Source organism: Lysobacter concretionis Ko07 = DSM 16239 (genome assembly GCF_000768345.1).
Classification (GTDB): Bacteria; Pseudomonadota; Gammaproteobacteria; order Xanthomonadales; family Xanthomonadaceae; genus Novilysobacter; species Novilysobacter concretionis.
In genome coordinates, this window is sequence record NZ_AVPS01000016.1 from 1 (window position 1) to 7,029 (window position 7,029).

Annotated in this window: 5 protein-coding genes; all 5 read left to right on the plus strand. The window is 66.5% G+C overall.

All coding sequences use genetic code 11. The features are described from left to right. On the plus strand, positions 1-1,709 hold a 1,709-nt coding region (locus N792_RS13215; protein ID WP_036196127.1), incomplete at its 5' end, for a copper-translocating P-type ATPase. 102 nt (positions 1,710-1,811) lie between these two features. Further along, positions 1,812-2,204, plus strand: a complete 393-nt coding sequence (locus N792_RS13220) for a hypothetical protein (protein WP_036196130.1) — start codon at positions 1,812-1,814, stop codon at positions 2,202-2,204. A gap of 132 nt (positions 2,205-2,336) precedes the next feature. Beyond that, positions 2,337-3,701 carry a TolC family protein gene (locus N792_RS13225; RefSeq protein WP_224743838.1) on the plus strand — a complete coding sequence of 455 codons (1,365 nt, stop codon included), beginning with the start codon at positions 2,337-2,339 and terminating at the stop codon, positions 3,699-3,701. After that, entirely contained in the window at positions 3,698-5,155 is a 1,458-nt protein-coding gene (locus N792_RS13230; protein WP_084105845.1) for an efflux RND transporter periplasmic adaptor subunit, read from the plus strand. The genes N792_RS13225 and N792_RS13230 overlap by 4 nt, the downstream gene beginning before the upstream one ends. 1 nt (position 5,156) lies before the next feature. After that, positions 5,157-7,029: efflux RND transporter permease subunit (locus tag N792_RS13235; protein ID WP_036196134.1), on the plus strand; the 1,873-nt coding region annotated here is incomplete at its 3' end.

Here is a 7,029-nt window from a genome sequence, read left to right on the forward strand (position 1 = left end):
CACCGGAGCTGTTCCCGGCGTCATTCCACCAACACGGCCGCGTCGGCGTCTACTTCGAGGCTGCCGTGGTGATCGTCTCGCTGACCCTGCTCGGCCAGATGCTGGAACTGCGTGCCCGCTCGAAGACCTCGACCGCGCTGAAAGCCCTGCTGGGACTGGCACCCAAGACCGCACGCCGCCTGCGCGACGACGGCAGCGAGGAGGATGTGGAGCTCAGTCACGTCCATGTCGGTGACCGTCTGCGGGTACGTCCGGGTGAAAAGGTGCCGGTCGACGGCGAAGTGATCGAAGGCCGCTCCCATGTCGACGAATCGATGCTGACCGGCGAGCCGATCCCGGTCGAGAAGACCACTGGTTCCAGCGTGATCGGCGCGACCCTCAACGGCACCGGCAGCCTGGTGATCCGGGCGGAAAAGGTCGGTTCGGCGACGGTGCTGGCGCAGATCGTGCAGCTGGTCGCGCAGGCGCAACGCTCGCGCGCACCGATGCAGCGCATGGCCGACAAGGTGGCTTACTGGTTTGTGTTGGCGGTCCTCGCGATCGCCGTCGCGACCTTCTTCGTGTGGGGCTTGCTCGGCCCGGAGCCGTCGTGGACGTTCGCGGTGCTCAATACGATCTCGGTACTGATCATCGCCTGCCCGTGCGCGCTGGGACTGGCGACGCCGATGTCGATCATGGTGGCGACCGGCCGGGCCGCCGGCGAGGGCGTGCTGTTCCGCGATGCCGAGGCGATTGAGAACCTGCGCAAAATCGACACCCTGATCGTGGACAAGACCGGCACGTTGACCGAGGGCCGTCCAACATTCCATACCGTGTTGCCGGCCGATGGCTTCACCGCGGAAGAAGTGCTGCGCCTGGCAGCCAGCCTCGACCAGGGCAGCGAGCACCCGCTTGCCGACGCGATCGTCGCCGAAGCCCGCCGTCGTGGTCTGACGCTGGAGACGCCGGAGAGCTTCGAGTCGTCCACCGGCATCGGCGTGCGCGGCAAGGTGGGAGGCGCCACCCTGGCGATCGGCAATACCGCGCTGATGCACGAGGTCGGGGTCGATGCCTCGGTTCTTTCCATCCCGGCCGAGGAGCTGCGCCGGGCCGGCGCCAGTGTGATGTACCTGGCGGTCGATGGCGTCCTGGCCGGCCTGCTCGCGGTGTCCGACCCGATCAAGGCGACCACCGCAGACGCCATCGCATCGCTGCACGCGGCGGGCCTGAACATCGTGATGGCTACCGGCGACGGCGTCACCACGGCCCATGCGGTCGCCCGCACGCTGGGCATCGACGAAGTCCACGGCGAGGTCCGCCCGAAGGACAAGATCGACCTCGTGCGGCAGCTGCAAGCCAAGGGGCACCGGGTCGCGATGGCCGGCGACGGGATCAACGACGCACCCGCGCTTGCCGGCGCCGATGTCGGCATCGCGATGGGCACTGGCACCGACGTGGCGATGTCGAGCGCACAGGTGACGCTGGTGAAGGGCGACTTGCGCGGCATCGTGCGGGCACGGTCGATCTCCAGCGATACCGTCGCCAACATGAAGCAGAACCTGGGCTTTGCATTCCTCTACAACGCGCTGGGCGTGCCGATCGCGGCCGGCGTGCTGTACCCGCTGACCGGCCTGCTGCTCAGCCCGTTGATCGCCGCCCTGGCGATGAGCCTGAGCTCGGTGTCGGTGGTCGCCAATGCGTTGCGGCTGGGCCGGAAGCGGCATGGTTGACGGGTGCGACAAGTCAAACATGCCGTCACCTGCAGAAAGCACTCTGGAAATTGACCTGAATCAAGGCGCAGCCACCGTGCTGCGCCTAATCTGGGAGAACTCATGAAATCATCACGTCGCCAGCGCCTGCGCCACCGGATCACGATCTTCACGATTGTGGCGCTGTTGTGGTCGCAGTTCGCGCTGGCGGGGCATCCGGCCGCCTCGATGGCGTTCGCGGCGCTGGATGCCGGCCCACCCGCCGGTTTGCAGCATGGTTGCCAACACCCCACGCCGTCCGACGACGCGGCGGTCTGCGCCCCCCACTGCACCCAGGGCGATCAAAGCCGGGATGCCACTCGCATCCCGCCCGTTCCCGCGTCCTTGCCGGCTCCGGTCTACTCGATGGCGTTGATCGCCGCGCCGGTGGACAGCACCACGATCTACCGTGCCACGCCACTTGTAGTGTCGTGGCATCGACCTACCCTGCATCCCGCCAGCATCCTGTTGATCTGATCGCCGACTGAGGTCCGTCGGGCGCTCCGCTGCGCCTGACGCCACTTCCGTCGGCGCAGCCGTCTTCGCACGGCATGTCGCCTCCGCAGCAGTACCGTCCTCTCATCGACGGCGGTACGGCAAGGCAGAGACATGACTTATTCAGATCTGAAACAGTACTGCACCCGTTCCCGGGTGTTGGCACAACCGCGCACCCGTCCGATGCTCGGCACCCCATCCCGGCAATCGCATCCATTCAAAGCGCTGGTGCTGGGTGTGGCCCTGGCACTGCCTTTCGCCGGCTACTCCACCAGTGCTTTCGCGGCGGAACCGGAAAGTCCCGGCAGCGACATTGCCTCGATCCGCAACTGGCTGATCGAGCACAACCCGCAACTGCGCGCCCTGCAGGCCGAGGCCGAGGCTGCCGAGGCAATGATCCTGCCAGCCGCCGCCTTGCCCGACCCGATGGCGACGGTGGAATGGCAGGGCATCAACCCCGCCCACCCCAACGTGCTGCCCGCCAACGTGGGGGCCACCAGTTACATGCTGGAGCAGACCTTCCCGCTCTGGGGCAAGCGCGGTCTGTCACGCGATGTCGCCCGCGAACAGGCCCGTGCGGCCGGTCACGAGCATGACGCCGCTGCGCTGGACCTGCTGGCGAACGCCGAGGATGCCTACGTGCGCTACTGGCACGCCCGCGAGGCCATCGTGGTCATCGACCGGTTGATCGGGTTGCTGGAACAGGTGGAGGAAATCGCCGGGGTCCGCTATGCGCTCGGCCTGGCCGCCCAGCAGGATGCAATCCGCGCCCAGGTCGAGCGCACCGCCATGCAGCGGCAGCGACTGGAGCGTCAGGCGCTGCGGCGCGAGGCCACATCGACGTTGAATGCCCTGCTCGGCCGCCGCGCCGATGCGCCGCTGGCCGAGCCGGTGTCGCCACCCGCGCTGGTCATCAGTGAGAGCACGTTGGACAGCGCCCGCGAGCGGATTGCCTCGGGCGCCCATCCCTCCCTGCAAGCCGGCAGCGCGCTGGCCGCGGCGGCCAACCGCAACGTCGAACTGGAACGACGCAAGCGACTTCCTGACATCACCCTCGGCGTCGGTGCCATGCAGATGGGCCATCGCGTGGACAGCTACGCGTTGATGCTGGAGGTGGAAATTCCGTTCCAGCAACGGGCACGTCGAGGACGGGAAAACGCATCACGCCTGCTGGAGCAGTCCGCGCTGGCACGCACGGAAGCGGTCCGGAACGAACTGGAAGGCCGCCTGGGAGTAGCCCGGGGACGTTGGCAAGGCGCGCGCGAACAGCGCGAACTGATCGAGCAGACCCTGCTGCCGCAATCGGACGCGAACTTCCAGTCGGCACTGGCGAGCTATCAGGTCGGCGAAGTCGATTTCGCGACCCTGCTGGAAGCCCTGCGCGAATGGCAGGGCGCCGACCTGGCTCGGGTGGATGCCACCCGCGACGAATTTCTGGGCGCCGCCGCCGTGCGCGCCATCAGCGGAGATACGCAATGAAAACTTCCCATTGGCTCGTGGGCCTTGTCGTGGTCCTGCTCGCCCTTGCCGCCGGTTGGTGGAGCGGCCGTCACTTCCGTTCCGAAACACCCTCGCAGCCAACGGCCAGCCAGGCCGAGAAGCCCCGCAAGATCCTCTACTACCGCAATCCGATGGGCCTGCCCGACACCTCTCCGGTGCCCAAGAAGGACTCGATGGGCATGGACTACGTGCCCGTCTATGAAGGCGGGGAGGCGCCCGCCGCACCAGGAACCGTGGTGCTGTCGCCGGAGAAGGTGCAGAAGCTGGGCGTGCGCACCGAAGCGGCTCGCGTGCAGGCCTTGTCACCCAGCATCCGCGCCAGCGCCACCGTGCAGGTCGATGAGACCCGCCAGTACGTGATCGCCCCGAAGTTCGAGGGTTGGGTCGAGCAGCTACAGGCCAACCAGACCGGCATGTCGGTACAGCAGGGCCAGCCCCTGCTGTCGGTGTACAGCCCCGAACTGCTCGCTGCACAGAACGAATACCGGGTGGCCGATGCCGCCGCCAGGAAACTTGCCGCGGGTGATGCCGCAAGCGCCGCCACGATGACCCGCCTGCGCGATGCCGCCCGGCAACGCCTGAAGAACTGGGGCATCAACGACGCGCAACTGGCGACTATCGGGCACGGGAAAATCGGCAGTCTGGTGATCCACTCGCCCGCCAACGCCGTGCTGGTCGAAAAGCCGATCGTGCAGGGCGATCGGTTTGCCGCCGGCGACACCATCCTCCGCCTGGCCGACCTGTCGACGGTGTGGCTGATCGCCACCGTACCCGCCACCAGCGCTGGGCTCGTGTCGGTCGGCCAGCAGGCCCACTTCCAGTCGCCCTCCCTGCCGGGCCGCAGCTTCGAGGGCCGGGTCGGTTTCATCCAGCCCATCATCGACCCTCAGACTCGCACCTTGGCGGTACGGGTGGAGTTACCAAATCCCGACGGCAGCCTGCGTCCCGGCTTGTTCGGCGACGTCATCCTGAGCCAGAACCCCTCCCGGGAAGCGCTGACCGTTGCGCGCTCCGCGGTCCTCGATAGTGGTGTGCGACAGCTGGTACTCGTACAAGTCGCCGAAGGTCGCTTCGAGCCGCGAGCCGTGGTTCTGGGTGAACGCTCGGGCGATCGGGCCGAGGTTCTCGAAGGGCTGCACGACGGTGAACGCGTGGTGGTCTCGGCCAACTTCCTGATCGATGCCGAGAGCAACCTGCAAGCGGCGCTGGAGGCCCTGACTTCATCGCATGACCATGACGCCGGCGATACCGGTTCGGACGCTTCCGATGCCCGGCCGACGGAAAGCGCCACACCGCCCGACCCCCAACACGAGACACCATCGGCCTCTGAATCGGATCACGGCAGCCACGTAGGCACGGCGGCGTCTGGTCTGACACCCGCCCCCGCACCCGATGCGGACGCCTCCCACGATTCGCACGCGATGGAGCACTGACATGCTGGCGCGTCTCATCGAATGGTCCGTCCGTAACGTTTTCCTGGTGCTGGTGATGGCCATCGCCGTGACCGGTGGCGGCATCTACGCACTCCTCAATACCCCCCTCGATGCCCAACCGGACTTGTCCGACGTCCAGGTCATCGTGTACGCCGACGTGCCGGGACAGGCCCCGCAAGTGGTCGAAGACCAGGTGACCTACCCGCTGTCGACGGCGATGCTGGCCGTGCCGCGCTCCAAGGTGGTTCGCGGCATCTCGATGTTCGGCGCCTCCTACGTCTATGTGATTTTCGAGGACGGCACCGACATCTACTGGGCACGCGCCCGCGTACTGGAATACCTCAACTCCGCGTCCAAGCAGATGCCCGCCGGGGTGACGCCGACGCTCGGGCCGGATGCCACGGGCGTGGGCTGGGTGTACCAGTACGTTCTGGAGGGCAAACAGAAGTCCCTCGACGAACTACGCGCCATCCAGGACTGGTACGTCCGCTACCAGTTGACCAAGGCGCCCGGCGTCGCCGAAGTCGCCAGTGTCGGTGGCTTCGTCCGCGAGTACTCGATCACCGTGGATCCGGGCAAACTGCGCCAGTACGGCGTGACGCTGTCACGGGTCTCCGAGGTCGTCGCACAGAGCAACCGTGACGTGGGCGGCCGGGTCATTGAGATGACCGAAACGGAATACATGATCCGCGGCCGCGGCTATCTGCGAGGAATCGATGACATCGAGAACCTCGTGGTCAAGAGCGACGTCGGCACGCCGGTGCTGATCGCCGATATCGCGCAGGTCGAACTGGTTCCGGCGGAGCGGCGCGGCATTGCCGAACTCAATGGCGAAGGCGAGGTGGTCGCCGGCATCGCCATCGCCCGCTATGGCGAGAACGCGCTCGCCGTCATCCAGGGCCTGAAGGAGAAGATGGCCGAGATCCAGACCGGCCTGCCGGAAGGGGTCAGCCTGCGGGCGGTGTACGACCGCTCCGACCTGATCCAGCACGCGATCGCCACCTTGCGCACCACGCTGATCGAGGAAAGCCTCATTGTCGCGCTGGTGTGCATCCTGTTCCTGTTCCACGTCCGCAGCGCGCTGGTCGCCATCGTGATGCTGCCGGTCGGCGTGCTGATCGCGTTCATCGCCATGCGCGCCCTGGGCATGAACTCCAACATCATGAGCCTGGGCGGCATTGCCATTGCGATCGGGGCGATGGTGGACGCCGCCATCGTGATGATCGAGAACGCCCACAAGCACATCGAACACAGCGACGGCAGCCGCTCACACCGGCAATTGATCATCGATGCCTGCCGCGAAGTCGGCCCCCCGCTGTTTTTCAGCCTGCTGATCATCACCGTGGCGTTCCTGCCGGTCTTCGCGCTGGAAGACCAGGAAGGCCGCCTGTTCAAGCCGCTGGCATTCACCAAGACCTTTGTCATGGCCGCCGGTGCGCTGCTCTCGGTCACGCTGGTGCCGGTACTGATGCTGCTGTTTGTGCGCGGCAAGATCATGCCGGAGAAGAAAAACCCGGTGAACCGGCTCCTGATCGCGATGTACCGGCCGGTGATTGCGGTCGTGCTGAGGCACAAGACCGCCACCCTCGGGGTCGCCGCGCTGGCGCTGGTGCTGACCTTGTGGCCAGCCTCCCGGCTCGGCAGCGAGTTCATGCCAACCCTCAATGAGGGCACCCTGCTCTACATGCCCGCGTCCCTGCCCGGGATGTCGGTGACCAAGGCCGCCGAACTGCTGCAGCAGCAGGATCGGATCATCAAAACCTTCCCTGAGGTGGAGTCGGTGTTCGGCAAGGCCGGCCGTGCGTTGACCGCCACCGATCCGGCACCGCTGGAGATGTTCGAAACCGTCATCAACCTCAAGCCGGAAAAGGCAT

What these genes read in the sequence shown, in the direction of transcription:
- N792_RS13220 (WP_036196130.1), top strand. Translation starts at nt 1,812, where the DNA reads ATGAAATCATCACGTCGCCAGCGCCTGCGCCACCGGATCACGATCTTC.
- N792_RS13225 (WP_224743838.1), top strand. Translation starts at nt 2,337, where the DNA reads ATGACTTATTCAGATCTGAAACAGTACTGCACCCGTTCCCGGGTGTTG.
- N792_RS13230 (WP_084105845.1), top strand. Translation starts at nt 3,698, where the DNA reads ATGAAAACTTCCCATTGGCTCGTGGGCCTTGTCGTGGTCCTGCTCGCC.